Genomic DNA, 25,983 nt, shown 5'->3' with positions numbered 1-25,983 from the left:
GCACCTCTATTTTCATATCGTCCTGCGACGATAACGTTATTTGCGACCATTCCGCCTAAACGACGGGTGCACGGATCCGTGCGGCCTGAGACAGGACGGTCGCTTTAAATTGGTTAAGTCAGAATGTGAGAGGCTTTTTGTCGCGATATACCGCTTTCCCACTGCCTGTGATGGTACACTGCGCCCGGCGGTTAATTGGCGCAAAGTTGCCCATCTCGCCGCAATTTTCACTCTGTTTTATCATTCTCACGCAACAACGTTGCATTAGTGAGGTTGATCACAGGCTTGCAGGACGAGATATATGATGAAACTTGACGCATGGGATAAAAAAATTCTTACGCTCTTGCAGCGTAATAATCGCTTGTCGCAACGGGAGATCGCCGATCGGATCTGCCTGTCTCCTTCGGCAGTCAATCGGCGTATCGCTGCACTGGAGGATGCAGGGGTGATTAAAGGCAGTGTTAGCTTAGTGGACGCCAGTAAAGTGGGAAGACCAATCACCATTATGGTGCAGGTGACCATTGAGAATGAACGTCTCGATCTGCTTGAGGAAGATAAACAGCGTTTCGTAACCTGTCCGCAAGTGCAGCAGGTCTACTATGTCACTGGCGACTTCGATTTTCTGCTCGTGATCAACGTCCGTGATATGGCGGAATACGAAGCGCTAACCCGTGAACTCTTTTTTGCCTCGGGAAATATCAAGTCTTTCCAGACCATCGTGTCGATGCAAAATGCGAAGCAGGAAATGACGGTCATTATCGAGTAAGTCGTGTAAAAGTCGAAATGGGGAGCCAAAGAACGCCCCGGAGGTGTATTTATTTCCGAAATCCACCCTTCCCTGTGCGAAATCTACTTGTCTGATGGAAGATGACAGGTAACATAGATATCCCCCCGCTGTAGGGGGAAGAGACTTTTTTATTGGACTACATAGAGAGATTATTATGAGCGTTGTGCCTGTAGCCGACGTACTCCAGGGCCGCGTTGCCGTTGACAGCGAAGTCACGGTCCGCGGATGGGTGCGTACCCGCCGAGATTCTAAAGCTGGCTTTTCATTCCTCGCCGTCTATGACGGTTCCTGCTTTGATCCTGTACAGGCCGTTATTAATAATTCTCTGCCCAATTACAATCAGGAAGTGCTGCGTCTGACCACCGGTTGCTCGGTGATTGTCACCGGTAAAGTCGTGGCTTCCCAGGGCCAGGGTCAAAGCTTTGAGATCCAGGCGACCAGCGTGGAAGTCACCGGCTGGGTGGAAGACCCGGACACCTACCCGATGGCGGCCAAGCGCCACAGCATCGAGTATCTGCGTGAAGTAGCGCACCTGCGTCCGCGCACCAACCTGATTGGCGCGGTAGCTCGCGTGCGTCATACCCTGGCGCAGGCGCTGCACCGATTCTTCGACGAACAGGGCTTCTTCTGGGTTTCCACCCCGCTGATCACCGCTTCCGATACCGAAGGCGCCGGCGAAATGTTCCGCGTGTCGACGCTGGATCTGGAAAACCTGCCGCGTAACGATCAGGGCAAAGTCGACTTCGATAAAGACTTCTTTGGTAAAGAGTCGTTCCTGACCGTATCCGGCCAGCTGAACGGCGAGACCTATGCCTGCGCACTGTCGAAAATCTACACCTTCGGCCCAACCTTCCGCGCCGAAAACTCCAACACCAGCCGCCACCTGGCGGAGTTCTGGATGCTGGAGCCGGAAGTCGCCTTCGCGAGCCTGAACGATGTTGCTGGTCTGGCGGAAGCGATGCTCAAGTACGTCTTCAAGGCGGTACTGGAAGAGCGTGCGGATGACATGCAGTTCTTCGCCGAGCGCGTAGACAAAGACGCTATCGACCGTCTGCAGCGTTTCGTCTCCGCTGATTTTGCTCAGGTGGATTACACCGATGCCGTCACTATCCTGGAAAACTGCGGCAAGCAGTTTGAGAACCCGGTTTACTGGGGCGTGGATCTCTCCTCCGAGCACGAGCGTTATCTGGCTGAAGAACACTTCAAAGCGCCGGTCGTGGTGAAAAACTATCCGAAAGACATTAAGGCCTTCTACATGCGCCTTAACGAAGACGGTAAAACCGTCGCGGCAATGGACGTGCTGGCGCCGGGCATCGGCGAGATCATCGGTGGTTCCCAGCGTGAGGAGCGTCTCGACGTGCTGGACGCGCGTATGGCAGAGATGGGGCTCAACAAAGAAGACTACTGGTGGTATCGCGACCTGCGCCGCTACGGCACCGTACCGCACTCCGGCTTCGGTCTGGGCTTCGAACGTCTGATCGCTTACGTCACCGGCGTGCAGAACGTCCGCGATGTCATTCCGTTCCCGCGTACCCCGCGCAACGCGACATTCTAAATTTTTCTGACATAAACCTGAAAGGCCAGCGCAAGCTGGCCTTTTTTTATGTCAATTACTGTTAGCAAAATTCAACAAACTTAAACATCAAGGCCTGGAAATCACATTTATGTTACGCACTGTTTCGGTGCACACCGGTGATGCAGATCGCACTTTATGTTCATATCAGAGCAAAACCCCTGATAAATTTGCTCATTTTTTAACCATGTGCCGCACGTCTTGCCAAGACAGAGGCTGAATAAAAAGAAGACGAATTCAACACATAAAATGAACGAATTGCCGCTTATCCAAATTAATCATAAATAATTCATATAGATAGATAAGCAATGACGTTTTACCTCATCAGGTGGAACGGAATTTTGATTAAGTTCACAAAGTTCCCCAAAATACACATTTAGTTACATGATTTTTCGTTTTGTTACTCATATGAGATATTCGTAGCATTTTCCGGCTAGCGAAACGTTGTCGCGGATGGAAAGATGCCTTCAGACACCAAACTCTCATCAATGGTTCTGTAAGTTTTTATTGACAGAACTTATTGACGGCAGTGGCACGTGTTCATATAAAAAATATTAATGAGGGTAATAAATAATGATGAAGCGCAATATTCTGGCAGTGGTGATCCCTGCCCTGCTGGTAGCCGGTGCAGCCAACGCTGCAGAAATCTATAACAAAAACGGCAACAAACTGGACTTCTATGGGAAAATGGTCGGCGAGCACGTCTGGACCACCAATGGCGACACCAGCAGCGACGATACCACCTATGCCCGTATCGGCCTGAAAGGCGAAACTCAGATCAACGATCAGCTGACCGGTTACGGCCAGTGGGAATACAACATGGATGCGTCCAATGTTGAAGGTTCCCAGCCGACGAAAACCCGTCTGGCGTTCGCGGGTCTGAAAGCGGGCGAATACGGTTCATTCGACTACGGCCGTAACTACGGCGCGATCTACGACGTCGAAGCAGCAACCGATATGCTGGTTGAATGGGGCGGCGACGGCTGGAACTACACCGACAACTACATGACCGGCCGTACCAACGGCGTGGCAACCTACCGTAACTCTGACTTCTTTGGTCTGGTTGACGGCCTGAGCTTCGCGCTGCAGTACCAGGGTAAAAACGACCACGACCGTGCGGTTCGCAAGCAGAATGGCGACGGCTTCAGCACCGCAGCCACTTACGCGTTCGACAACGGTATCGCACTGTCTGCAGGCTACTCCGGCTCCAACCGTAGCGTCGATCAGAAAGCTGACGGCAATGGCGACAAAGCCGAAGCCTGGGCAACCTCTGCAAAATATGACGCCAACAACGTCTATGCAGCGGTCATGTACTCTCAGACCTACAACATGACTCCGGAAGAAGATAACCACTTCGCGGGCAAAACCCAGAACTTTGAAGCTGTCGTACAGTATCAGTTCGACTTCGGCCTGCGTCCGTCCATCGGTTACGTGCAGACCAAAGGTAAAGACCTGCAGTCACGTGCTGGCTTCTCCGGCGGCGATGCGGATCTGGTTAAATACATCGAAGTGGGTACCTGGTACTACTTCAACAAGAACATGAACGTCTACGCTGCGTATAAATTCAACCAGCTGGACGACAACGATTACACCAAAGCGGCTGGCGTAGCCACCGACGACCAGGCGGCCGTGGGTATCGTTTACCAGTTCTAATCTGCAGTACACCCCTTCGTGATATGCCTTCAAAGCAGGACTTCGGTCCTGCTTTTCTGTATTCGTGAGGCAAAGATCGTATCTTTCGAAAACCTTCTCGCTTTTTGTCGCAAACGGTTGGCAATTCGTTATTCTCCCGTTAACCTGATAGCGGATTTCCCTTCAGTAATCACAATGGAACCTCGTCATGTTTGAGAACATTACCGCCGCCCCAGCCGACCCGATTTTAGGTCTGGCCGATCTGTTTCGTGCCGATGACCGCCCTGAAAAAATTAACCTCGGAATTGGTGTTTACAAGGATGAAACCGGTAAAACACCCGTTCTGACCAGCGTCAAGAAAGCAGAGCAGTACCTGCTGGAAAATGAAACGACTAAAAACTATCTGGGCATCGATGGTATTCCTGAATTTGGTCGCTGCACCCAGGAGCTGCTGTTCGGTAAAGGCAATGCGATTATCGCTGATAAACGCGCCCGCACTGCGCAGACCCCTGGCGGTACTGGCGCTCTGCGTGTCGCGGCTGACTTCCTCGCCAAAAACACCGACGTGAAACGCGTGTGGGTGAGCAACCCAAGCTGGCCGAACCACAAGAGCGTGTTTACCTCTGCCGGGCTGGAAGTGCGCGAATATACCTACTACGACGCCGCTAACCATGCGCTGGACTTTGAGGGTCTGCTGGCCAGCCTGACCGAAGCCCAGGCCGGCGACGTGGTGCTGTTCCACGGCTGCTGCCACAACCCGACCGGAATCGATCCGACGCTCGACCAGTGGCAGCAGCTGGCGCAGCTGTCAGTGGAAAAAGGCTGGCTCCCGCTGTTTGATTTCGCCTACCAGGGCTTCGCCCGCGGTCTGGAAGAAGATGCTGAAGGGCTGCGCGCCTTTGCTGCGCTGCACAAAGAGCTGCTGGTCGCCAGCTCCTACTCGAAAAACTTTGGCCTGTACAACGAGCGCGTCGGCGCCTGCACACTGGTCGCCGCCGATCAGGAGACCGTGGACCGCGCGTTCAGTCAGATGAAATCGGTGATCCGTGCCAACTACTCCAACCCGCCTGCGCATGGCGCCTCCGTGGTCGCCACCATTCTGAGCAACGATGCGCTGCGTGCGATCTGGGAGCAGGAGCTGACCGATATGCGCCAGCGCATCCAGCGTATGCGCCTGCTGTTCGTCAACACCCTGCAGGAGAAAGGCGCGAGCCGCGACTTCAGCTTTATCAGCCAGCAGAACGGCATGTTCTCATTCAGCGGCCTGACTAAAGAGCAGGTGCTGCGCCTGCGTGAAGAGTTCGCCATCTATGCGGTTGCTTCCGGACGTATCAACGTGGCCGGGATGACGCCTGACAATATGGCGCCGCTGTGCGAAGCCATCGTCGCAGTACTGTAAGCGACAGCGTGCTCTAAGCGAGATAAAAGAAAAAGGCCGCGAATGCGGCCTTTTTTATGTGTTCGCGTCATGTCTGTTACCAGACCGGCATCTCATCCTGCAGGAACGGGTTGTTACGACGTTCCTCACCCAGCGTCGACAGCGGACCATGGCCGGGAATAAAGGTCACGTCATCGCCCAGCGGCAACAGCTTATCCTTAATGGCCGCAATCAACTGTCCATGGTCGCCGCGTGGAAAATCGCTGCGCCCCACCCCGCCTTTAAAAATCACGTCTCCGGAAATGAGCAATCGGGAAGCGTCATCAAAGAAGACAACGTGACCCGGCGTATGGCCCGGACAGTGCAGTACCTGCAGCGCCACATTCCCTACATTGACCACATCGCCTTCATTGAGCCAGCGATCCGGACGCAGCGGCTGGCAATCCTCCAGGCCGAACATCCGGCTTTGCGCCGGCAATCCTTCCAGCCAGAACTCATCTTCTTTTTCCGGACCAATAACCGGTACGCCATAATGCTGCGCCAGTTCCGCAGCGGCGCCGACGTGATCGATATGGCCATGCGTCAGCAGGATCTGCATCAGCGTGACGCCCGCCTCCGCCACCACCGCTTTGATACGTTCAGCATCGCCGCCAGGATCGACCAGCGCCGCCAGGCGGGTTTGTTCGCACCAGATGAGAGAACAGTTCTGCGCGAACGCGGTAACCGGAATAATACGATAGTTCATGACGCTCCTTTCGTTACCAGTGCCTTACGGGACCGGTATCAATATGCACAAAGTTACTACGTGGGTAATATCCTACACCACCTGCGCGCATAGATAACGCCGCTTTGCGAATATTGCTTAACGAAATACCTTCAATATGGAAATCCATTGCCTGCCCCTTGGTGTGATAGCTGTGTTTTGCCACACCACGGCTTCGTGCGCGAAGCTCATCATTGGTATCGAGGGAACGATAACCAGAAATAAGCTGGACAGGTTTGTTGGTGCCAAGCAATCCCTGCAACCGATAAAGATGATCGAACAGATTTGGATCGATGGACTTAATTTTATTCGCGCGGTAATCACGGAAAAAATGATTAAGTCTTGCTAATTCATCCTGAATATAGCCTCTGCCATCGAAAAACTCCGCCTTGAGCGATTCACCGGTATGCAGGTTATTCAGCGTCAAAATACGCGGACGGGGGGTCGAGAGGGTGGCAAATGCCGGCGCAGGGAGAATGGCGGCAGCACCCAGCGCAGCACCACCCAACGCCAGCAATCTGCGGCGATTAGCGTCAAATTTGTCCATGATAATCAGGTCTACAGTCAATGAATCGTTATATACTTTTTCCGCATCGCGCGAGGCTAACCGCCAGCTCGCCATCGCTCGCCACAGCCGTGATGCTGTCCGGCAAAGGAGAGCGTTCGCGCTGACCGCGCTACGCATTGAGCGGAATGATATGTATATGCACTTCTGGCGCACGAAAGGCACCTTACCGGGCATTATTGCCAACGTCAAGGCAGCCTCACCCCAGGAAAATCGGGCGCTGCAGAGGAGCAGCGCCCTTTTTTACCCAGTGCTAGGACAACAAAATCCATTGAACTACTTCATTTACCTGATTAATTGTTCAGCTTTCGTCAGAATTTGTGCACTGGATCGCGCGGTGAGATCGTAATTGTAAATATCTGTTCGATATTGTGTACGTCCATCAGCGTCCACAAAAGCCGTTAAGTAATATAAATTCACCGGTATATTTTGCCGAATATTGACATAGCGCGTGTCCCCTTGCTTCAGGGCATCGGAAATACGCGTGTCGTTCCAGCCCGCGTCCTGCAGCAACATATTGGCCAGCTCCGAGGCCTTATTGACGCGTACGCAGCCGGAGCTGAGCGCGCGAACATCTTTCTGGAACAGATTATGGTTCGGCGTATCGTGCAGATAAATAGCATCTGAACTCGGCATATTAAACTTGTAGCGGCCCAGTGAGTTACGCGCTCCAGGCGCCTGCTGAAAACGGAACGGTAAATTATTCTCGGTGATGGTCGACCAGTCGACCCGATAAGGATCGATGGTCTCTTTACTGTTCCAGCCGCGCATCACGGTGTAGCCATGCTGCTCCAGATAGCCTGGATTGTTACGCACCTTCGGCAGGATATCTTTGCGCGCCAGCGTCGGCGGCACGTTCCACGGTGGATTGACCACCACGTTGTTCAGCGCGCTGCTCATCATTGGCGTTTTGCGGTCCGGACGCCCGACGATCACCCGCGAGGCCAGCACCTGGCTGCCATCCTGGTAATAGACCAGCGAGAAAGCGGGAATATTCACCATAATGCCGGTCGACAGTTTGCCCGGTAGCAGGCGTAAACGCTGAATATTCAAGGCCAGCACCCCCGCACGCTGCGCGGAAGAGACGTTGAGCCAGTCGCGGGTGGACTGGCCAATGACGCCATCCGCACCCAGCCCCTGCATGGCCTGAAAGCGCTTAACCCCCTCCACCAGCTGGCGATCGTACACGCCGCGCGCCGCGGGTTTGCTCTTTTTCTTCGCCGACGGGCTCACCACATCGCCGGGCAGAACGATATTGGCGGTATTGTCCAGCATCCCGGTACGCTGGAGGATCTCGCGCAGGGCACCGATATCATTGCTCCATTCGCCGGGGCGCAGCGAGCCGCTACCGGTCATCTGCGGCCACGGGCGAGAATCAGCCACCAGCGCCAACAACGACTGGTGCATGGCCTCATACTGCGGATGATGCGGCGCCAGGCCAGCGATAAACGCCGGCAGGGAGCCATTGTCCAGCGCCAGCTGCCACTGGTTAATCACCGATAGCGGCGGGGTCGCCATCTTGTACGGCGTCGAGCTATATAGCCAGCGGGTCCCCTGGGTGGGGATGCCGCTGATAAAGTGCAAATAGCCCATCATGGCATCCGACAACACCACATCGCGCGCCATGCCGCTGACGGCGGGATCGGTCAGCAGGCTGACCCAGGTGGTAAACTGCGGCTGAAAACCGGCGATGGCGATCTCCGCCAGCTGCTGCTGGAACGCCTGCACCGCCTCGCGGTTCTCCCACATCGGTTTCATATCCCTGGCGGCGTACAGCGACACCAGAGGATTGATAAAGACAGGTTTGTACCCTGCCGGCAACAGCGCCTCGATCTGGGCGCGACTGTTTGCCGCCGCCTCCATCGACAGCGGCTGCTCACCGGCCAGCTTCGCGACCGCCGGCGATTGCCCATCGCTTTGCGTCAGCGCGACGGAAAGCTCTCCAGGCGTAGCGGAGCTATCACCAGGTACGACTTCAGGCTCTGCGGCCTGGACATTGAACAGCGGAGCAAATGCCAGTGCCAGGCTCAGGCTGAGCGCTGACAATGGACGACCATACCGTTTCTTTAGCAACATCCCTTGCCCCCTGTTGTCACACATTGCCGCCCACAAATTAGTGGGCTTTATCACAGTATATAAAGACGGAAAGGCTTTTGCCTTACCTAATGTAAAGAAGCTTAAAGATTATACCACCCAGGCATACCAGGCTGGATAGCAAAAAGGGCAACTTAACGTTGCCCTTTTCAGCGCTTAGCCGCCAGAATGTAGCCGCAGCCTCAGGAGGCGTCGGCCGTTCCCGGCAGTGCTTCCGGTACCGGCGCGGCAAAACCGCGCAGGCCGACAACGTGTACGTGTTCGTGATTATTAAACACTTTACGCACCAGTTTATAGGTCGTGCCTTTTTCCGGGCTGATATTTTCCGGCGCCGCGATAATCAGCTGCATCTCCAGACGTTCGCACAGCTCGAACAACGTGGCGATGGAGCGGGCGTCGAGACGCGCCGCTTCATCGAGGAACAGCAGACGGCAAGGCGAGATATCCTTGCCGCGCAGGCGACGAGACTCATCTTCCCAGCTCTGCACCACCATTACCAGAATCGACATCCCGGTACCGATCGCTTCCCCGGTCGACAGCGCGCCGGACTCCGCGCGCAGCCAGCCGTCGGAGCCGCGGTTAACTTCCACTTCCATCTCCAGATAGTTGCGGTAGTCGAGTAGCTCTTCGCCGATGGTTTGCGGCGTGCGCTGCCCCATGTCGATCTGCGGGTTCAGGCGCTGATACAGCTTGGCCAGCGCTTCCGAGAAGGTCAGGCGATTGCTGTTAAACAGATCCTGATGCTGCTCATGCTGTTCAGACAGGACATCCAGCAGCGTCGAGTGGGTCTCACGCACGTTAACGTTCAGACGCACGCTGTTGACCTGGCCGAACGAGACGCTCTGCAGTCCCTGGTTGAGCATCCGGATACGGTTCTGCTCACGCTGAATGGTTTTGCGAATAATGTTCGCCACGCTGCGGGAACTGATCGCCAGCTTCTGTTCGCGGTTGGTCAGCTCTTCGGTCAGACGACTGAGCTCGATCTCCATCTGCTCGATCGCTTCCACCGGGTCATCGGTACGAATAATATCCTGACGGATACGCTCACGCAGATGCTGATAGACGGCGACGAAGAACTGGATTTTGCGCTCCGGACGTTTCGGATCTTCCGATATACGCAGCACGTCGCGCAGATGTTCGTTATCGGCAACCGCCAGACGCAGCGCACCGAGCGCCTTATCCGACATCGAACGCAGTTCGTCAGCAGAGAGATAGGCCAGCTCGCGGCGATGCAGACGACGTTCGACGCCGTTGTCTTTCACCAGACGCATCACCGCGCACCAGCCCGCCTTGGCGCTGACAACCTGCTCACGCATTTCGCAGTAATCGCGTTCCAGCTTGCGCAGTTTACGGGTCAGGTTGTCCATTTCCGCTTCGCAGAAGGTCAACGCTTTTTCCAGCTGATTGCGACGGGAGCGGTTGTTGCTCAGCTGCGTGTGCAGCTCGTCACGACGCTGACGCGCGCGCTCTTCCGCCCCGGCATCGGCGCGCACGCCGATATCCTGCAGCTCTTTATACAGATCGTTGAGCAGCTCTTTTTTGGTGTCATACGAGCTCTTCAGCGACGCCAGCACCTGGTTGTACTGGTTCAACTGCGCAACGTGGCTACGCATCGCTTCGCGCGCGCGGCTACGCTCAGATTCCGCTTGTTGCAGACGCTGGCGCAGCTTCTCGTTGAGATCGCTGTTGCCACTGAGCATCTCCGCCGAATCGGAGTAGCTGAAGTGGGCCCGGCGCTGCACGACTTCCGCCAGCGCAAAGGCCTGCTGACGCGCATCGCGCTGGGTTTGCTGCGCATAGGCGTAATCTTCTTTCAGCTGCTCAAACTGCTCCGGATCGCTCTGCAATACCGAGACGATCGGCTCCAGCTTCGCCAGTTGATTGCCATGCTGCTGAATAAAGCGCACTGCCTCCTGCGCTTCGTCCAGACGTTCCTGGATCTCGTCCACGCGGTCAGCCAGCGTATCATCCGCCAGCAGGTTCAGGCGCGGCAGCAGGCGGTTGAGCGCCGACACGCCCTCTTTCGCCTGCTCATACTGCACGCGGTTCTGTTGGTTATCGCTCTCATGGGCATTCAGCGCACGCTCCAGCTCGCCGCGGCGGCTGTTAAGCTTGCGGATCTCTTCTTCCGGATCGTCCTCGAAAGCCACCGCCAGATGGCTGCCAATGAAGCGGCTGAAGGCCTGGTGCAAGCGCTGGGTTTTTTGCACGTCGAACGACAGGGTCGCGAAACGCTCGGAGAGACTCTCACGCTCAGCATGCAGTGTTTCGATGCGATTTTCGCGCGCCGCGCGACCAAACAGCGGCAGCGTTGGGAAACGTGAATAACGCCACTGGCGGTCGGCAATCTTCACCACCACCGCTTTTTCCAGCTCGTCAACGCTGAACACGCTGTCGTCGAAGGACTGCGGATCGCCTTCGATCAGATACAGGTCTTCCGGACAATCTTCCAGCCCTTCGAGCTGCTCCGCCACCTGCGACAGATCCGGCACCACGATCGCATGGCGCGATGGGCCATACAGCGCGGAGAAGTACGGCGCATCTTCGAGGCTAACGTCGTCATAAATTTCCGACAACAGGACGCCGCCAAAGCGCTCCGCCAGCGCGTTCAGACGCGGGTCTTCAGAGCCGCCCGGCTGACTGAGTCGCTCGATCTCTTCGTCGATGGCACGCTTGCGGGCGCCGACTTCGTCACGTTCAACGATAGCCTCACGCTCACGCTCCAGCAGCTGCTGCAGGTATTCGGTGACCTCCTGGCCGGACTCAAACTGTTCGCCGCTCTGCTCGCACAGCTGGTTGAGGCTGTTTTGCGCCGCCAGCCAAATCGGCGCCCGGCGCATCAGCGTCTGGGTGCGCGACTGCAGTTGCTCCAGCTCCTGACGCAGGGTCATGCGCTGTTCCTGAGCGTTAGAGACGCTGTCGGCCAGCGACGCGATGCGCGCTTCCAGCTCCTGATGCAGCGTTTCCAGATCGTCGATATCGTAGCGTTTGCCCTGGCGTTTGCAGAACTCAGCCAGCTGACTCTCGGCGTCCTGCTGCTCGCGCAGACGCTGTTCCAGCTCGTTGAGACGGCTGCGCAGCCCCTGCGCCTGCTCGGCCTGATGGCGCTGGTTAACGCCGTCGCGCAGCAATTCGCGCGCCACGTCCCAGGCTTCATTACGCGCCAGCGGGCCGTTAATCGCCGCCACCAGCTGGTACGCCTGTTCGAACTGGCTGTGCGCGGTTTGCGCCACGCTCATTTTCTGTTCCAGCGACAGCATTTTCTCCGTCGCTTCCTGCTCTTTCGCCTGGAAGGTTTCCAGCCACTCGTCGGCGCTCTCTGGCGTCAGATCAGGCAGATGGCACAGCGCCTTCGCGCGCTCCAGCGCCTGCAGCGCCTGGTTATACTGAATGGCGCGGGTCTGCTGGACGTCGAGCGCCTGCTGATAGTCGGCGAGCTGGTTTTTCAGCTCATCCACTTCCAGTTCGGCGGCTTCGGCGCGGGCTTCGTTCTCTTCCTGCTGGTCGGTGGCTTCCGCCACCACTTCATTCTGCTCTTCCAGACGGATCTGCAGCTCATCGAGATCCGCTTCGTAGCGCTCAATTTTTTCCTGCTGACGCAGGGCGGTCTGCACCAGGTTCAGGTGATCGCTGGCGGCCTGGTAATCGGCTTCCAGATCGCCCTCCGCGCCGTTGTGCTCCTGCAGCTCGCGCGCCATCTCGACGTGCTTATACTGCTCGGCCGCCAACTGCGAACGCGAGGTAAAGAGATCGCGACGATACTCCAGCGCCTTATCCAGGTGAATGCGCCGCTCGTTGGCGTGACGCATATAGTCCGCCGCCACGTAGTTGGTGGCTTCGCTGATCAGGTGTTTAAACAGATCGCGGTCAGACTGGGTTACGCGAATGGCTTCCAGCGTCATGCGGTTTTCCCGCAGCGCCGCTTCCATATCCTGGAACGCTTTACGCACGCCGCTGTTTTCCGGCAGCAGGTAGTCGCGCAGCGAGCGGGTAATGGTGCTGGAGATCCCGCCGTACAGCGAGGCCTCAATCAGGCGGTAGTATTTGCTACGATCGGAGGCGGAACGCAGACGACGCGCCACCACGCCCAGATCGAACATTAGCGAGTGATATTCGGTGATCGAGTTGAACTGTTTAAACTGGACGCCTTCCATCGCCTCGAGTTTGTCTTTCAGCTCATTGAGACTGACCACGCGCGCCTGACGATCGTTCAGCGTTTCGGTCAACAGCTGGGTCGGCAGGATAGAGGTCGGCAGTCCCTGAATGGCGAACGGCTTAATATCGACTTTACGATCGCGTCCGGCGACCTGTTGTAGGCGCACGCCGACCACCACGCGCTGGTGGCGGGAGTTGATCACATCGAGTACCGAGTAACACACCCCGGCGCGCAGCTTACCATGCAGGCCTTTATCGCGTGAGCCGCTGGTGGCCCCCGCTTCAGTGGTGTTACGGAAGTGCAGCAGGGTTAAATCCGGGATCAGCGCCGTGACGAAAGCCGCCATGGTCGTGGACTTACCCGCGCCGTTCCCCCCGGAGAGGGTGGTCACCAGTTCATCAAGATCAAAGGTCCGGGCAAAGAAACCGTTCCAGTTAACCAGCGTTAGCGAGCGAAACTTACCGCGTTCAATCATTACTCTTCCTCCCCGCTATCCGGCTGGTTTTCTTCATTCTCATCATTGAGCTGCAGGTGATTTTCCAGAGCCATTGCTTCCCCGTCGCGGATCAGGCGGCGCTGCGCCTCGCGCGGGTCGTCGCCGGCGCGCACATCGGCGCCAAAGCGGAATACCGATTCGGTAATGCGAAACTTGCTGCTGTCATGGCCCATAAACCACACCATCCCCAGACGGCGCAGGCGGTTTAGCGACGCGCGCATTTTTTCCTGCAGCTTCTGGCGGTCCAGATCCGAACCGGTGGAACGATTGTTCACCAGCTTCAGCAGCCTGGATTCATCCGCCAGGGTCAGCAGTTCGTCATAGAGCTCCTGCTGGGTGAAAATCCCTTCGTTTGCCAGGCGCTCCGGGCTGAGATAGAGATAGCAAAGAATTTTGCCCACCATCATATCCAGCTCCGACAGCACCGAGCGCGAAATCAGCGTGGTGGAGCGCGGGCGCAGATAGAAGAACCCTTCCGGTGCGCGGATCAACTCGACGTTATAGCGAGCGTAAAATTCTTCCAGGTAATCCTGGAAATCCATCAAAAATGCGTGATTATCCAGCTCGTCGAGACCGATATGACGGCCCGCGCGCAGGGCGCTGTCCAGCGCCGGAAATAACGGATTGGCCAACGCCTGCGCCAGCTTAACCGGCATCACTTGTTCAATATTTGTCAATGACATGCGCCTGTACCTTGGCTCCGTAATCATTAATCGGCTGCCATTTTGCCGGCAGTCCGGTGAAATCTGCCTGGGCGACGCCCAGCTGTACCGCCTGATCCACGACGATCCGCGCCACGTCGAAGTGACGTCCGCGCGGATACTGCGCCAGGAACTCCCGCGCCACCAGGCCGAGGTCCAGCGGTATTCCCTTCTCTTTATAGACCGCCAGCTGCGCTTCGATCAGCGCCGCCAGCTGCTCGCGAATTTCGTTAAACTCTTCAAATTCGAGATCCGCCGGCAGTTCGCCGGTGACCTCTTCATCGCGCAGCGCCATCTCTTCATCGCGCATATCCAGCAGACGGTCGGCGTTGGCGTAAGTCAGCGCCCACGGTTCATCAAAATAGGTCTGTACCGACTGGCGCAGACGCTGGGCGAAGACGCGGTTCTTATCCATATCGATAGCGGTACGGATAAACTTGTGCACATGGCGGTCGTAGCCGATCCACAGGTCAATCGCCTGCTGACCCCAGCTGACGATGCGGTCGAGTTTGCTTTGCAGGTCGAATACCAACCGGTCGACAAAATGCAAATCGTCGCGCGCCATGGTCGAATCCTGAATGCGCAGCAGATTCGCCTGCAGTTTATCCCCCGCCGCATCCAGCGTATCCTGCAGTTCGCGCAGGGTGCCAGAGGTTTCCGATAGCAGCAGTTCACAGCTGGAAATCGCCGCGCGCCAGTCTTTATTTAACAACTGTGCGATATCGTCTTTCACCAGCTGCTGCTGCTCATCCATAATGCGCTGCGTCAGGTCGATGCTGTCGAAAATTTCCGCCACGGAATATTTCAGCGGAGCGAAAACATTGCGATGCCAGTGGAACTCATCCCCGCCCTCTTCTGCCGCATCCGCCGCACGCTTCAGCTCGCCGGCGACGATCGACAGCTGCATCGAGAGACGCAGCGTCGAGAATTCACGCTGACGGATATAGTAATCGGTGATCCCGATCCCCAACGGCGTCAGGCGATAGATCGCATTGCCTTCGGTAATTTCGCTGGTAAAGCGGTTCAGCAGACGCTGGCGCACCAAATCGTTGATCGCATTATTGGCGCGCTGGCTGATGGTTTCGCTGGTCTGCTCAAACGCATCACTGACGTGGCGGAACGCATCCACCAGTTCTCCCTCGCTCATTTCCCCTTCCAGCCGTTCGCCGTTCAGCGTGGCGACCGCCAGCAGAAAAGAGAGTCTGTCGACCGGCAGCGAGATAGAAAAATCATTTTTCCTGGCCCAGGCAACCAGTTCGGGGACTGTCTGGGAAAATTCACTCATACTTTATCCTTGCATCTGCGGCTATGAGCCTGGCTCTTAAGCGCGGTGACATGAATATAACGGCCCAGGCTGAGATACGGCTCCTGACGACAGTAGCGCGTTTCCAGCTCCAGCAGCGCCGCATAGCTGTCATGCTGTTGGCGTTTTTCACGCAGATAATCATGAAACACCCGCACGCCGGTTTTGCTGACAATCTGCCAGCCAATCTCTTCCAGCCAGTGATAAACCTGCTGCGGCTCACGCGGATAATCCGGCGACAGCGTGCGTTTTTTCTTTTTTGGCATGCCCAATTGTACGTAATCGAAATTACCGGCCACCATATTGTGCATCAGCAGGCCGTTAGCATTGTAGAACATCAACGACAGCCCACCGCCAGGACGCAGTGTCGACCACAGCGTACGCAGCACCTCCTGGGGCTCCGCCACCCACTCCAGCACCGCATGAAACAGTACCAGATCAACCGGGCTTTCCAAATGCTGCGCAATATCCTGAGCCGCGCATTGTACAAAATGCATGTTGTCGATCACACCTTTATCGACGGCCGCCTGGCGGGCGCGCGCCACCATTTCAGCGGAGAGATCGCACAGCGTCACGTGATGGCCCAGTTGCGCCACTTTAATGGCTGTTTGCCCTTCGCCGCCGCCGGCATCCAGCACCCTCAGCGGTCCCGGCCCCAGCTGCGCCAGCAGCGGTTCCAGATCCTGCCAGAGGATCGCCTGGCGCAGCTGACCTTTTGTGGTGCCGTAAATATTGCGCGAAAACTTTTCAGCAATGTCATCGAAATTGCGATCCTGCACGGGCGACTCCACAAGCCAACACAAAACCGCTATTTTGTCATACCCACGCCGAGAATGAAGCGATCTGTTATAAGATCCGAACATAACTTTGGTTATATGGTTAAAAAAGGAACCATCTGGCATGCTTTTCACGCTAAAAAAGATCGTCGGCGGTCTGCTGTTGCCGCTTCCCGCCCTGCTGTTGCTGATCGGGATCGGGATCGCGCTGTTATGGTTCAGCCGCTTTCAACGTACCGGCAAGCTATGCGTGAGCCTCGGCTGGCTGCTGCTGGCGCTGCTGAGCCTGCAACCGGTGGCCGACAGCCTGTTGAAACCGATTGAAGATAGCTACCCCACCTGGCGCGGCGAGCAGCCGGTGAGCTACGTGGTGGTGTTGGGCGGCGGCTATACCTGGAATCCGGAGTGGGCGCCAAGCTCTAATCTTATCAATAACAGCCTGCCGCGCCTGACGGAGGGCATTCGCCTGTGGCAGGCGAATCCCGGGTCGAAAATGATCTTCACCGGCGCGGCAGCGAAAACGAATCCCGTCAGCACGGCAGAAGCTGGGGCGAGAGTGGCCGAGAGCCTCGGCGTACCACGCAGCGATATCATCGTGCTCGATCGGCCGAAAGATACAGAAGAGGAAGCGCAGGCGGTGAAGCGCGCCATCGGCGATGCGCCCTTCCTGCTGGTCACTTCGGCGTCCCACCTGCCACGGGCGATGATTTTCTTTCGTCATGCCGGTCTGGATCCCCTGCCCGCGCCGGCAAATCAGTTAGCGGTGACCTCGCCGCTTAATCCGTGGGAGCGAGCCATCCCCTCCCCGGTATGGCTGATGCACAGCGACCGGGTCGGCTATGAAACCCTCGGTCGCGTCTGGCAATGGCTGAAAGGTGGCTCAGGCGAGCCAGGGCAGGAGTGATTTTGTCGCGAGGTCGAAACGGGCGCGGTCAAAGCGCCCGGTATTGACCAGATTATCCACCTCATCCCACAGCAGATAGAGCCAGCGCCGCCAGACAAAGGCCTCGGAAACTGGCGCCTGCTGCAGGTAGCGCCACAGCAACTGTTCCGCCTGGCCGCCTTCTGCAAGGCGGAACAGTTCATACTCGCGTGGCGCCCACAGCATCATCCCCGGGCCCACCATCGCCAGCAGCTGATCGCTGCGTGGGTCTTTCAGCATACTGCGCAAGGTGAAATTACCGTGTACCAGCACGGCATTGTCATTGAAATCGCGAAACAGCTCCGGAAGGCACTCGCGGGAGCGGAACAAAATACGCTTATCCTGCATCGTCAGGCCGGTATCCTGATACAGGTTCAGGGTGCTCCACAGCATCTCTACCCGCTGGCGGTACCAGTTCGACCACAGATTGTCCTGGGTATTGTCGACCATTCCTACGCAGCCGCCGCTGTCGTGACGATGCCAGGCGAGCAGCGCCTCGACGATTTGCTCCTGCAGTTGCTCCCAACGCGCTGGTGTGCGCGTGGGGGCCTCCACCGGAACGCCGCGCAAGCGCTCAAGCAGCAGCACATCCGGCCCGGGATGCTCTTCATGCGTCATCACGCCGTAAACCACCGGCATGCGCACTGTACCACTGCGCGCGAGGGTGGAGATCTTCCATGCCAGTTGCCGCGCCACACCGGGCGTGGTGAAACTGCGCGCCAGCAGCGGCATCGGGTTTCCCTGCGCGTCGTACAGGGACCACAGCGCCGTAGCGGGTTTTTCACTGACACACTCCACCCGGCTCAGCTTTTCGCCAAGCAGGTGACTGAGTTCGGTTCGCAACTGTTCCATTGTCGATTACCCCTATGAACACTACTGGTTTCATAATGAGCGCCCGCACCTGGGTTGTCATCGAATAAGATCAAAAAGGGACAAAAAAAGCGAAAAACCGGCGGGGATATCCCCCCTGCAAGGAGGGGACAGGGGATTAACGCAGTTCAGCGCGGACGCGCTCCAGATCTTCCGGGGTATCCACACCGGTGCCGGGCACTTCTGCCGCCACGGCAACATGGATTTTCTCGCCATACCACAGCACCCGCAGCTGCTCGAGCATTTCAATCTGCTCCAGCGGGCTCGGCGCCCAGCTGACATAGCGGCGAATAAAGCCAGCGCGGTAGCCATAAATGCCGATGTGACGCAGCAGGGAATCACCGATGGTCTCGCGGGAGTGGGCAAAGCGATCGCGATCCCACGGAATGGTGGCGCGTGAAAAATAGAGCGCATAGCCCTGGGCATCCATCACCACTTTCACCGCATTTGGATTAAACGCCTCTTCCGCATCGTGGATCGGTACCGCCAGCGTCGCCATTCCACTGCTGCTGGACGCCAGATTCTCCGCCACCTGGCGGACGATCGCCGGGGGGATCATCGGCTCATCGCCCTGAATATTGACGATGATAGTGTCATCGCTGAATGCGCACTTCTCCACCACTTCCGCCAGCCGTTCAGTGCCGGACTGATGATCGGCGCGGGTCATGCACACTTCACCACCCGCCGCTTCAACGGCGCTGGCCACGTCCGGATGATCGGTGGCGACAATAATGCGATCCGCGCCGGATTCGCGCGCGCGCTCCAGCACATGGACAATCATCGGTTTGCCGTTAATGTCCTGCAGTGGTTTTCCCGGCAGGCGCGTAGAGGCGAAACGCGCAGGAATAATAACCACGAAACTCATGAGTGACTCTCTTCAACCGTCAGCGCTCGGGCCTCTGTCTCCAGCAGCACAGGAATACCATCGCGCAGCGGAAACGCCAGACTATCAAGTTTGCAAATAAGTTCTTGCTTATCCTGACTGTAATACAGCTTACCGTTACAGACCGGGCAGGCGATGATTTCAAGTAAACGGTGATCCATGTTTCCTCCTGATGGACCGGATAGATTTCACAGCAGCATATCACAGGAAGGTCGGCGCCGGGATCAATCGGCGTTGATTTCCCACCCCTGCTCCTGGCCGACAAACAGCCCTTCCGGCAAGCCTCGGCACAGGATCCGCTCCGCCGATTGCCAGCGCGCGAAGTCGTTAATCGCCCGGCGCAGCCCCTGCTCAAGGCCACGGGTGATCTTCACCCCCTCCTCCAGCCACAGGGAGAAGATCTCCAGCTCCTGGCTTTTGCGATGTATTTTACTGTCCATCCGCCCAACCAGTTTTCCCTGGTGCAGCAGGGGCAGTACGAAGTAGCCATACTGCCGCTTCGGCGCTGGGGTATAGCACTCCAGGCGATAGCTGAAGTTGAAGAGTTGCTCCGCGCGTTTCCGATCCCAGACCACCGGGTCAAAAGGAGAGAGCACGGCGCTATGGCTGGCGATCAGCTTACCGCCAGGCGCTGACTCAAGCTGCGCCAGCGCGTCGCGATGCAACCACATCTCGCCGAGTGCTTCCACGTTAACCGGCACCACCAGGCCCTCTTCCTGCCAGGCAGCCAGCAGACCCGGTAGCGACGGCTGGCGCAAGCGATAGTAATCGGCCAGCCACTGGGGACGAAAGATACCGAGGCTGCGGGCGCTGTTGCGCAGCATGATGGCCTCTGCGTCTTCGCGGGACAGCGCGTCGCGTTCGTCATCCCAGTCCGGCATCACCCGCTGGGTTAAATCATACACGCGGTGAAAATTGCGTCGTTCCACCACCATCACTTCGCCGGCGGTAAACAGCCCTTCCAGATGGCGCTTATACGGTTTCCACTCCCACCAGCCGCTGGCGCCTTTGCGCGGGTGGATAAAATCCGCCGAGCGAACCGGGCCGTTTTGCCCGATATGCGCCAGCAGCTCTGCAATACTCCCGGCATGCTCCTCCATCCACGCGCGATGGTATTTCCAGCCCATATTGTCGGGATTCAACATGCGATGGCGCACCAGGGCGAAATCGCTGCGCGGTAGAAAGCAGGCTTCATGCGCCCAGTATTCCATTAGCTCGCCGCTGCGCAACGACTCATCCAGCCAGTGCTGCGGATAGCTGCCGAGGCGGCTGAACAACACCAGATAGGGGCTGCGGGCCACCACGTTGATGGTATCGATTTGCAGCAGCGACATCTGCTGGATGGTGGAAAGAATGTCTTTCGGGCGAGCGCGACGTCGGGGCTTCTTTAACAACCCCTGCGCCGCGAGATGGAGGTGGCGCACCTCGTTAAGCGATAATTGCAATACCGACATGCAGGTTCTCCGTCAGGAATTCCAGCACAGCGGCGAGCAAAGCCGGCGCGTCAGTTAACGTTGCGCCAACGTCGCTAAGTCCGCAAGCAACCGCTGTGCGCGTTCATCGGCCATTATGGCGTCGACCGGTAAATACCACCAGTTTGCGGCGGCGAAATCGCGACATTTCACCGCGTCTTTCTCGGTCATCAGCAGCGTCTGCCCGGTGGTTACCAGGGCGGCGACATCGGCCTGGCTCAGCGCCTGATGGTCTGCCAGCGCCACGGTTTTGACCGGCTGGACGCCACAGCTTTCAAGGGTGGCGAAAAAGCGCGGCGGATGGCCGATGCCGGCCATCGCCACTACGTTCGTGAAAGTCGAGACATCGCGACGTTCGCCGGTAAGCAGGTTAACCGCCATCCCTGGACGCAGTTGCATCGGGATCTCCCCCGGACGCGCCACGCCACCGTTAACGATAACCGCATCAACGCTTTGCAAGCGCGACGCCCGCTCGCGCATCGGCCCGGCAGGCAGCCACCAGCCGTTGCCAAAGCGGCGCACGCCGTCGATAACGACAATTTCTCTGTCCCGCGCCAGCTTATAGTGCTGCAACCCGTCGTCGGTCACGATAATCTGCAGATCGTGCGCGCTGAGCAGCGCTTTCACCGCGTCGCTGCGCAGCGGAGAAACCGCCACCGGCGCGCCGGTACGCTGATGAATTAACACCGGCTCATCACCCGCCTGCGCCGTACTGGTCCGGTCAGTTAATACCAGTGGGTAGCGGTCGGCTTTACCGCCGTAGCCGCGAGAGACCACCCCCACGCGAATACCGCGCTGCTGCAGCTGCTCCACCAGCCAGATCACCACCGGCGTTTTACCATTGCCGCCGGCGGTCAGGTTACCGACCACCACCACCGGCACCGGCGCGCGCCAGGCTTTTTGCCACCCTAGCTGATAGCTGAGGCGAATCACCGCGCTCACCAGGCCATACAGCCAGGAGAGCGGCAGCAGCAGGCGCCACAGCGGCGATTCCCCGGACCAGATGCGCGCGATCATTCGCCGAATTGCATCTTATGCAGCTGGGCGTACACGCCCTTATGCTCCAGCAGATCGTGGTGCGTTCCGCGTTCCACGATCCGCCCATCTTCAACCACCACGATTTCATCAGCCTGCTCAATGGTCGACAGACGGTGGGCGATAACCAGCGAGGTGCGGTTTTTCTGCAGCTCATCCAGCGCCGCCTGAATGGCTCGCTCGGACTCAGTATCCAGCGCCGAGGTGGCTTCATCAAGGATCAGGATCGGGCTGTTACGCAGCAGCGCACGGGCGATAGCAATACGCTGGCGCTGGCCACCGGACAGCATTACGCCATTTTCACCAATGATCGTATCCAGACCATTGTCCATCTTGTTGATGAAATCCATGGCGTAGGCCATTCGCGCGGCCTCTTCAATCTGCTCGCGGCTGTACTCTTCGGTACGGGCATAGGCGATGTTGTTGGCGACAGTATCGTTGAACAGATGCACGTTCTGTGAAACGAGTGCCACCTGGTCGCGCAGCGAGCTCAGCTTGTACTCGCGCAGGTCGTGACCATCCAGCAGGATCTGGCCGTCGTCAACATCGTAGAAGCGGGTGATCAGGCTGGCAATGGTCGATTTACCCGACCCTGAGCGCCCCACCAGCGCGACGGTTTTCCCTTCCGGGATATCGAGATTGATATTGCGCAGCGCGGCCACTTCGCGCCCCGGATAGGTGAACGTGACGTTCTCAAACTTGAGATTGCCTTTGGCCCGCTCAATGACCCGCGTACCTTCGTCTTTTTCCTGCTCGGAATCGAGGATCGCAAACAGCGTCTGGCACGCCGCCATCCCACGCTGGAACTGGGCATTGACGTTGGTCAGCGACTTCAGCGGGCGCATCAGCGCAATCATTGAGGAGAAGACCACGGTAATGGTCCCGGCGGTCAGGGTGTCCATTACGCTCGGGAAGCTGGCGGCATACAGGACAAAGGCCAGCGCCAGCGACGCGATAAGCTGAATGATCGGGTCGGAGATAGACGAGGCAGAAACCATCTTCATCCCCTGCAGACGCATTTTATTGCTGACCTTATCAAAACGTTTGGTTTCCACCTCCTGGCCACCAAACATCAGCACCTCTTTGTGCCCTTTCAGCATCTGCTCAGCGCTGGTGGTGACCTGCCCCATCGTGTTCTGCATATTCTTACTGATATTACGAAAACGCTTGGAGACCACGCGGATTGCTACCGACACGATCGGCGCCAGTACGATCAGGATCAGCGACAGCTGCCAGCTGTAATAGAACATCATCACGAACAGGCCGATAATCGATGCCCCTTCGCGGACCACGGTGATCAGCGCGCTGGAGGAAGATGAGGCGACCTGCTCAGAATCATAGGTAATGCGTGACAGCAGCGTCCCGGTAGACTGCTTGTCAAAGAAGGCCACCGGCATGCCCATCATGTGGCCGAACAGGCGACGACGCATGGTCATCACGACTTTGCCGGAAACCCAGGAGATACAATAGCTCGAGATGTAGCTGGTGATCCCACGCAGCACCATCAGCCCGATAACCACCAGCGGCATCCATAGCAGCACTGAGCGATCCGTTTTACCAAAACCATCATCCAATAACGGTTTAAGAAGCGATAACATGAAGGTGTCACTGCCCGCGTTAAGCACTAACGCCACCGCCGCGACGATTAGCCCGGCTTTAAACGGTGCAATAATCGGCCAAAGTCGGCGGAAGGTCTGCCACGTGGAGAGATCTTTATCGTTCTGCATTCAATAAACCAGCTTGTGTTGAAATAGCCGCATATTCTACCCGTTATCGGCGGGCGCGCCAAACCACTGATGATACCAACGTGGTAAAACTTGATCCCGTAAGCTATGGATTTGCCACCCTTCTGCGGAAAAAACCACCGTTATCTGTCCCTGCTGCGGCGTGGCGAACCAGCGATACCCCCGCTGGCGATAGCGCTGAACCACCTTGTACGAGGGCATCCGCCACGCATTGTAGCGCGAAGCGGATGCCAGCGCGGCCGCACCCTCTACCCGGTGGACCAGCAATTCGCTGGAGGAGGTGTTGCTACCGTGGTGGGGAACCTGGATAAGTGTAGACGTCAGATGCTGCCAGTAACGGCTGATCATCGCCTGCTCCGCCTGACGTTCTATATCGCCGGTGAGCAGGATGCTGGAGCGACCATCATCGATGCGCACCACGCAGGAGTGATTATTACCCTTTGCCGTGCTGCCCGGCAGCGGCCACAGGGCCTGGAAGTTGAGTCCCTGCCATTGCCAGCGCTCGCCGCGATGACACGACAGATGACGCGCCCAGCCTAAAGGGCTGCGCACCCACGCCTGCGGCCATGCCTGTAGCACTGAATTAAGGCCGCCGCGATGATCCAGATGCTCGTGGCTTAGCACAATGCCCTGCAGCTGCAGATGATGCCAGCGCAGCCACGGGATAATCACCTGCTGACCGCTGTCGCCCTGCGGCCATGCTGGCCCGGTATCATAGAGGAGCGCCTTGCCGTGACGTTCGATAACCATCGCCAGCCCCTGCCCGACATCCAGCATCGTCACCCGCCATTCGTCCGCGGGAAACGGCCTCCAGAAGGGCCGCATCAGCAGGAGCAGCACGCTCAGACACAGGGCCGGGAAATGCCGCCAGCTCTGAAAACGCCAGCCCATCACCAGCAGCCAAGGCAGGCTACTGATCCAGAGCCAGCGGGCGTCCAGCGGTAGCCAGCCGTCCGGTAAATGTCGTAATCCCCAGAACAGCAGCGCCAGCACGCGATCGGCCGCCAGCCAGAGCAGCGACTCTACCATCCCCGGTCCCGTGAGATGCAGCAGCATCGCGCCGAGAATAAGCGGCACCGCCAGCAGGGTCACTAAGGGTACCGCCAGCAAATTGGCGGCCATGGACGTCAGGCTGACGCCATGGAAGAGCAGGAGCTGGAGCGGCATCAGCAGCAGCGTCACGCCAGCCTGCAAATGAACGAGGGCGAACAGTGCCTTCCATGGCCAGCGCCAGCGACCGGCAGGCAGCGGTACCCACTGAAACCAGAAGATCAGCCCCGCCACGGCGAAAGCGGATAGCCACAGGCTTTGCGACAGCACCGCCAGCGGGTCGGTAACGAGTATCGCCCCCAGACAGCAGAGCCACACCTGCCACGCCGTCCAGCGCTGGCCCGACAAGCGTAAGGCGCAGCACACGCCCAACCCTACGCAGGTGCGCAGCGCCGGCGGCTGCATGCCGGTCAGCCAGGCATAGCCGACGGCGCCGACCAGCCCGGCCAGCAGCGGCAACCGCCAGCCGATCCAGCGGCCCGGTAGAATATACTGCACGCCGCGCAGCAGGAGCACGATAAGGGAAGCCGCGAGGGCGATATGGAGACCAGAGATGGCCATCAGATGGGAGGTGCCCGTGTTCTGCATCAGGACCTTAATCGCCGTCGGCAGGGTCAGTCGCTCCCCCATCCCTAATCCCAGCATCACCGCACGCCAGGGATAAGGCTCCAGACGCCGGGTCAACGACGCCAGGTAGCGGGCGCGCAGGCTGCAGCGGGGATCCAGCGCGGAAGCTGCAACAATCCCCCCGCTCAGCGGCCGGTGCTGCGCCAGCGCATAACGCTGGCTGTCGAAGCCCCCGTCGTTGAGCTGCCCGTGCACCGGGCGCAGGCGCAGCGTCATCAACCAGTGCTGACCCGCACAGGCGGGCGCAGGTGTAAGTTCCCCGTACAGCGTCACGCCCACCGGGGGAAACAGGTAGCGGCCCGCCAGGCGCACAATCTGACAACGGTGCAGGGCCTGGCCATCCGTCTCGCTGAGGATCACTTCCGCCTGCCGGATGGCGCCGGTAAGGTGCCGGGTCGGCCACAGCGCCTGATGCGCGCTCAATACTCCCCAGATCATCAGCAGAAGCGTCATCGCCACACAAGCCATGGCCGTTCCGCGCAGGCGGGTCAGCAACAGCGCCGCAAGGCACGCGCTCGCCAGAACGTGCGGGCCCGGCAAGACGGGTAGCCAGAGTAGCGGCAGCATCGCGATGCTGGCGCATCCGGCAAGCCATGGTAGACGCATAAACACCTCCCTGTGAGCAGGCAGTGTTACGCAAAGCGACGGTGGCGTCCCGCCGCTGAATTCAGGCGTGCGTAGCGCCTTCCAGACAATCGTATCTGTTGCAGTCAGGCACGGTTTTTTTGCGAAGCTGGAGGTAAATCGCGGACACAAAAAAAGCACCCGCAGGTGCTTTTTTTATCATCAGGCAGGTTGCACGTCGTGCAACTTACTCTTCATAAATATTGGCGCGGTCACGTAATTCTTTCCCGGGCTTAAAGTGCGGAACGTACTTACCTTCCAGTTCGACTTTATCACCAGTTTTCGGGTTACGTCCGGTGCGAGGTGCTCGATAGTGCAGAGAGAAGCTGCCGAAACCGCGGATTTCAATGCGCTCACCTTGAGCAAGCGTTGAGGCCATATGTTCCAGCATTTCTTTAACAGCATCTTCCACCGCTTTCGCCGGAATGTGAGATTGCTGGCTGGCAAGTCTTTCAATCAATTCTGACTTGGTCATTATTCCTCCGGTTTCCTTCAAGGCAAAAATTAGCTAACAGCTTAAACAAGGGCGGC

General features: G+C 57.8%; 20 protein-coding genes. 5 read left to right on the top strand and 15 right to left on the bottom strand.

Annotation, left to right across the window (positions count from 1 at the left end; all coding sequences use genetic code 11):
* Positions 1-304 precede the first annotated feature (304 nt).
* From A1WC_RS17255 to A1WC_RS17270, 4 genes are all read left to right on the top strand, one after another.
* Positions 305-766, top strand: coding sequence for an Lrp/AsnC family transcriptional regulator (locus A1WC_RS17255; RefSeq protein WP_032691349.1), 462 nt, complete (start codon positions 305-307; stop codon positions 764-766).
* A gap of 175 nt (positions 767-941) precedes the next feature.
* A complete protein-coding gene (gene asnS, locus A1WC_RS17260) occupies positions 942-2,342 on the top strand; it encodes an asparagine--tRNA ligase (RefSeq protein WP_012542310.1) in 1,401 nt (466 codons plus the stop codon).
* A gap of 591 nt (positions 2,343-2,933) precedes the next feature.
* The gene (gene ompK35, locus A1WC_RS17265; RefSeq protein ID WP_008805872.1) at positions 2,934-4,013 is read left to right on the top strand and encodes a porin OmpK35; all 1,080 of its coding nucleotides are present in this window, start codon (positions 2,934-2,936) and stop codon (positions 4,011-4,013) included.
* 187 nt (positions 4,014-4,200) lie between these two features.
* On the top strand, positions 4,201-5,391 hold the full coding sequence (locus A1WC_RS17270; protein ID WP_008805871.1) for an amino acid aminotransferase: 1,191 nt from the start codon (positions 4,201-4,203) through the stop codon (positions 5,389-5,391).
* Between the two features lie 76 nt (positions 5,392-5,467).
* On the opposite strand, the gene A1WC_RS17275 is transcribed toward A1WC_RS17270, so the two are convergent.
* The 7 genes from A1WC_RS17275 to cmoM form a co-directional block, all read right to left on the bottom strand.
* The gene (locus A1WC_RS17275) at positions 5,468-6,115 is read right to left on the bottom strand and encodes an MBL fold metallo-hydrolase (protein ID WP_016160572.1); all 648 of its coding nucleotides are present in this window, start codon (positions 6,113-6,115) and stop codon (positions 5,468-5,470) included.
* A 13-nt stretch (positions 6,116-6,128) separates the two neighbouring features.
* Positions 6,129-6,680 carry a YcbK family protein gene (locus tag A1WC_RS17280; RefSeq protein WP_004201403.1) on the bottom strand — a complete coding sequence of 184 codons (552 nt, stop codon included), beginning with the start codon at positions 6,678-6,680 and terminating at the stop codon, positions 6,129-6,131.
* Positions 6,681-6,983: 303 nt separating this feature from the next.
* Entirely contained in the window at positions 6,984-8,774 is a 1,791-nt protein-coding gene (gene ldtD / locus A1WC_RS17285) for a L,D-transpeptidase (RefSeq protein ID WP_012542312.1), read from the bottom strand.
* A gap of 200 nt (positions 8,775-8,974) precedes the next feature.
* Positions 8,975-13,423 carry a chromosome partition protein MukB gene (gene mukB, locus A1WC_RS17290; RefSeq protein WP_016160570.1) on the bottom strand — a complete coding sequence of 1,483 codons (4,449 nt, stop codon included), beginning with the start codon at positions 13,421-13,423 and terminating at the stop codon, positions 8,975-8,977.
* On the bottom strand, positions 13,423-14,127 hold the full coding sequence (gene mukE, locus A1WC_RS17295) for a chromosome partition protein MukE (RefSeq protein ID WP_004150840.1): 705 nt from the start codon (positions 14,125-14,127) through the stop codon (positions 13,423-13,425). The genes mukB and mukE overlap by 1 nt, the downstream gene beginning before the upstream one ends.
* The gene (gene mukF, locus A1WC_RS17300; protein ID WP_008805866.1) at positions 14,108-15,430 is read right to left on the bottom strand and encodes a chromosome partition protein MukF; all 1,323 of its coding nucleotides are present in this window, start codon (positions 15,428-15,430) and stop codon (positions 14,108-14,110) included. The genes mukE and mukF overlap by 20 nt, the downstream gene beginning before the upstream one ends.
* A complete protein-coding gene (gene cmoM, locus A1WC_RS17305) occupies positions 15,427-16,227 on the bottom strand; it encodes a tRNA uridine 5-oxyacetic acid(34) methyltransferase CmoM (protein ID WP_016160569.1) in 801 nt (266 codons plus the stop codon). Before cmoM ends, mukF begins: the two co-directional genes overlap by 4 nt.
* A 121-nt stretch (positions 16,228-16,348) precedes the next feature.
* Between cmoM and elyC the strand changes: the two genes are divergently transcribed.
* Positions 16,349-17,128, top strand: coding sequence for an envelope biogenesis factor ElyC (elyC, locus tag A1WC_RS17310; RefSeq protein WP_008805864.1), 780 nt, complete (start codon positions 16,349-16,351; stop codon positions 17,126-17,128).
* Here elyC and A1WC_RS17315 read toward each other — a convergent pair.
* The 8 genes from A1WC_RS17315 to ihfB all read right to left on the bottom strand — a co-directional run bounded on the left by A1WC_RS17315 (position 17,105) and on the right by ihfB (position 25,927).
* Positions 17,105-17,998, bottom strand: coding sequence for a YcbJ family phosphotransferase (locus A1WC_RS17315; protein WP_016160568.1), 894 nt, complete (start codon positions 17,996-17,998; stop codon positions 17,105-17,107). The two genes, elyC and A1WC_RS17315, sit on opposite strands and share 24 nt — an antisense overlap.
* Positions 17,999-18,134: 136 nt before the next feature.
* Positions 18,135-18,881: a 3-deoxy-manno-octulosonate cytidylyltransferase gene (gene kdsB, locus A1WC_RS17320; protein ID WP_012542315.1), complete on the bottom strand. Its 747-nt coding sequence runs from the start codon at positions 18,879-18,881 to the stop codon at positions 18,135-18,137.
* Entirely contained in the window at positions 18,878-19,060 is a 183-nt protein-coding gene (ycaR, locus tag A1WC_RS17325; RefSeq protein ID WP_012542316.1) for a protein YcaR, read from the bottom strand. Before ycaR ends, kdsB begins: the two co-directional genes overlap by 4 nt.
* 63 nt (positions 19,061-19,123) lie before the next feature.
* Positions 19,124-20,353 carry a winged helix-turn-helix domain-containing protein gene (locus tag A1WC_RS17330; protein WP_016160567.1) on the bottom strand — a complete coding sequence of 410 codons (1,230 nt, stop codon included), beginning with the start codon at positions 20,351-20,353 and terminating at the stop codon, positions 19,124-19,126.
* 54 nt (positions 20,354-20,407) lie between these two features.
* Positions 20,408-21,388: a tetraacyldisaccharide 4'-kinase gene (gene lpxK, locus A1WC_RS17335; protein ID WP_016160566.1), complete on the bottom strand. Its 981-nt coding sequence runs from the start codon at positions 21,386-21,388 to the stop codon at positions 20,408-20,410.
* On the bottom strand, positions 21,385-23,133 hold the full coding sequence (gene msbA / locus A1WC_RS17340; protein ID WP_004201387.1) for a lipid A ABC transporter ATP-binding protein/permease MsbA: 1,749 nt from the start codon (positions 23,131-23,133) through the stop codon (positions 21,385-21,387). Before msbA ends, lpxK begins: the two co-directional genes overlap by 4 nt.
* A 36-nt stretch (positions 23,134-23,169) precedes the next feature.
* Entirely contained in the window at positions 23,170-25,434 is a 2,265-nt protein-coding gene (locus A1WC_RS17345) for a ComEC family protein (protein WP_016160565.1), read from the bottom strand.
* Positions 25,435-25,639: 205 nt separating this feature from the next.
* Positions 25,640-25,927, bottom strand: a complete 288-nt coding sequence (gene ihfB / locus A1WC_RS17350; protein ID WP_004100704.1) for an integration host factor subunit beta — start codon at positions 25,925-25,927, stop codon at positions 25,640-25,642.
* Positions 25,928-25,983 lie beyond the last annotated feature (56 nt).

The organism is Klebsiella sp. KTE92 (genome assembly GCF_000398905.1).
In the GTDB taxonomy this organism is placed as follows: domain Bacteria; phylum Pseudomonadota; class Gammaproteobacteria; order Enterobacterales; family Enterobacteriaceae; genus Klebsiella; species Klebsiella variicola.
Note: the sequence above shows the minus strand (reverse complement) of the source record. Positions and strands in the feature narration are given on the sequence as shown.